Annotated in this window: 2 protein-coding genes; both read left to right on the top strand. The window is 74.9% G+C overall.

Annotated features, from left to right (window positions below; genetic code table 11):
• On the top strand, nt 1-1,308 hold a 1,308-nt coding region (locus tag ACEPPI_RS40285), incomplete at its 5' end, for an SDR family NAD(P)-dependent oxidoreductase (RefSeq protein WP_373920207.1).
• Nucleotides 1,309-1,416: 108 nt separating this feature from the next.
• Nucleotides 1,417-2,972, top strand: a 1,556-nt coding sequence (locus tag ACEPPI_RS40280; protein ID WP_373920206.1) for a type I polyketide synthase, incomplete at its 3' end; no start/stop codon positions are given.

The raw sequence follows: 2,972 nt of genomic DNA, 5'->3' as shown, positions 1-2,972 counted from the left end.
GCCCGCTGGCTGGCCGCCCGCGGCGCCGAGCACCTGGTGCTGGCCGGGCGGCGCGGAGCGCAGGCGCCGGGCACGCAGGCCCTGGTCGCGGAGCTCGCCGCGCTCGGAGTCCGCGCCACGGCCGTGGCGTGCGACGTGTCCGACCGGCAGTCCGTGAGCGGGCTGCTCGCGGCGCTGCGCGAGGACACCTCGGCCCCCGCCCTCACCGCCGTCTTCCACACGGCGGGCGTCGGCCAGCTGACCCCGCTCGCCGAGAGCGGGCCGGACGAGGTCGCCGCGGTCCTCGCCGCCAAGGCGGCCGGGGCCGAGCACCTCGACGAGCTGCTCGGCGACACGGAGCTGGACGCCTTCGTCCTCTTCTCCTCCATCGCCGGCATCTGGGGCAGCGGCGGCCAGGGCGCCTACGCGGCGGCCAACGCGCACCTCGACGCGCTGGCGCAGCGACGCCGCGACCGCGGGCTGACGGCCACCGCCGTCGCCTGGGGGCCGTGGGCCGAGGGCGGCCTCGTCGCCGACGACGAGGCCGTCGGGCAGCTGCGGCGACGCGGCCTGCCGGTGATGGCCCCCGACCGGGCCGTCGCCGCACTCCAGCAAGCGCTGGACGCGGACGACACCAACGTCACCGTCGCCGACGTCGACTGGGACCTGTTCGTCCCGGCCTTCACCGCCTCCCGGCCGCGCCCGCTCATCGCGGACCTGCCCGAGGTGCTCCGCGTCCTCGACGCCGAACGGCAGGCGGCCGGCCCCGGCACCGACGGGGACGGCGCCGCCGCCGAAGCCGACCGGCTGGTGGCCGAACTGCGGGACATGGGCGCCGAGGAGGCCGAACGCACCCTGCTCGGCCTGGTCCGCGGCCACGTCGCCGCGGTCCTGGGGCACGAGGGGGCCGCCACCGTGGAGGCGGGCCGCGCCTTCAAGGAACTGGGCTTCGACTCGCTCACCGCCGTGGAACTGCGCACCCGCCTCGGCGCGGCCACCGGGCTGCGGCTTCCCGCCGCCCTCGTCTTCGACCACCCCACGCCCGCCGCCCTGGCCGCGCACATCCGCGCGGAACTCCTCGGTGAGGACACGGAGCCCGCGCTCCCGGCGCTCGCCGAGATCGACAAGCTGGAATACGTCCTCTCGTCGGTGCCCGGGGAAGACGCCGCGGAACGCGCCCGCGTCACGGCCCGGCTCGAAGAGCTCCTGGCGAACTGGAACAGGTCCGAGCGGGCCGCCCTCGCCCTGGAGGACGAGGAGACGGTCATCGAATCGGCTTCCGCCGAGGACCTCTTCGACATCATCAACAACGAATTCGGAAAAGCCTGACCTTGATGCCCGAACCGACGCCCGATCGGATTCCCGATCCGATGCGCGATCCGATGGCCCAGCCGATTCCCGCATGCATTCCGCATTTCTCCAGGAGGTGACGTTCCAGTGGCCGGCGCGAACGAAGAAAAGCTTCTCGAAAACCTGAAGTGGATGACCACGGAGCTGCGGCGGTCCCGCCGCCGCCTCCAGGAGGTCGAGCAGGACGCCCGTGAGCCCCTCGCGATCGTCGCGATGAGCTGCCGCTTCCCCGGCGGCGTACGGTCCCCCGAGGACCTGTGGCGACTGGTCTCCGAGGGCGGCGACGCCATCACCGGATTCCCCGACGACCGCGGCTGGGACATCGCCTCCCTCGCGGACCCGGACCCCGACCGCAAGGGCACCTTCTACAACACCGGCGGCGGATTCCTCACCGACGCCACCCGTTTCGACCCCGCGTTCTTCGGCATATCGCCGCGCGAGGCCCTCGCGATGGACCCGCAGCAGCGCCAGATCCTGGAAACCTCCTGGGAGGTCTTCGAGCGGGCCGGCATCGACCCCGCGACCGTGCGCGGCAGCCGCACCGGCGTCTACATCGGCGCCGGCGCCATGGGCTACGGGGCCGACCTCCGCGAGGTCCCGGAGGGACTCGAAGGGCTCCTGCTGACCGGTGGCGCCACGAGCGTCCTGTCGGGCCGCGTCAGCTACGTCCTCGGGCTGGAGGGCCCGGCCGCCACCATCGACACGGCCTGCTCCTCCTCCCTCGTCGCCCTGCACCTGGCCGGGCAGGCGCTGCGCCAGCGCGAGTGCTCGCTCGCCCTGGTCGGCGGCGTGTGCGTGATGCCCACCCCCGACGTGTTCGTCGAGTTCAGCCGCCAGCGCGGCCTCGCCGCCGACGGCCGCTGCAAGTCCTTCGCCGCCGCCGCCGACGGCACCGGCTGGTCCGAGGGCGTCGGCGTGCTCCTGGTGGAGCGGCTGTCCGACGCCCAGCGCAACGGACACCCCGTCCTGGCCGTGGTCCGCGGCAGCGCCGTCAACCAGGACGGCGCCAGCAACGGCCTCACCGCGCCCAACGGCCCCGCCCAGCAGCGCGTCATCCGCCAGGCCCTGGAGAACGCCCGCCTCTCGGCCGCCGAGGTCGACGCGGTGGAGGCGCACGGCACCGGCACCCGGCTCGGCGACCCCATCGAGGCGCAGGCGCTGCTGGCCACGTACGGGCAGGACCGCCCGGAGGGCCGGCCGCTGCGCCTGGGCTCCCTCAAGTCGAACCTCGGGCACACCCAGGCCGCCGCCGGCGTCGCCGGCATCATCAAGACGGTCATGGCGATCCGCCACGGCGTCCTCCCCCAGACCCTGCACGTGGACGAGCCGACCCCGGACGTCGACTGGTCGGCCGGCGCCGTGTCCCTGCTCACCGAGGCCATGCCCTGGCCCGAGACCGGGGCCCCGCGCCGCGCCGCCGTCTCCGCCTTCGGCGTGAGCGGCACCAACGCGCACACCATCATCGAGCAGGCCCCCGAGGCGGACACCGCCGAGCAGCCGCCGCACGGCGCGCAGCCGGGCGGGGCGTCCGTCCCTCGGCCGGCTCGTAGCCCGGGGTCATCGCGAACGGCTCGGCGTGGCTGTTCCAGCCGGGGAGCGGGGAGTCGAAGGCGCCCTGGTGGCGGGCGGCCACGTACACGTAC

The organism is Streptomyces sp. AB3(2024) (assembly GCF_041862025.1).
GTDB lineage: Bacteria > Actinomycetota > Actinomycetes > Streptomycetales > Streptomycetaceae > Streptomyces.
Note: the sequence above shows the minus strand (reverse complement) of the source record. Positions and strands in the feature narration are given on the sequence as shown.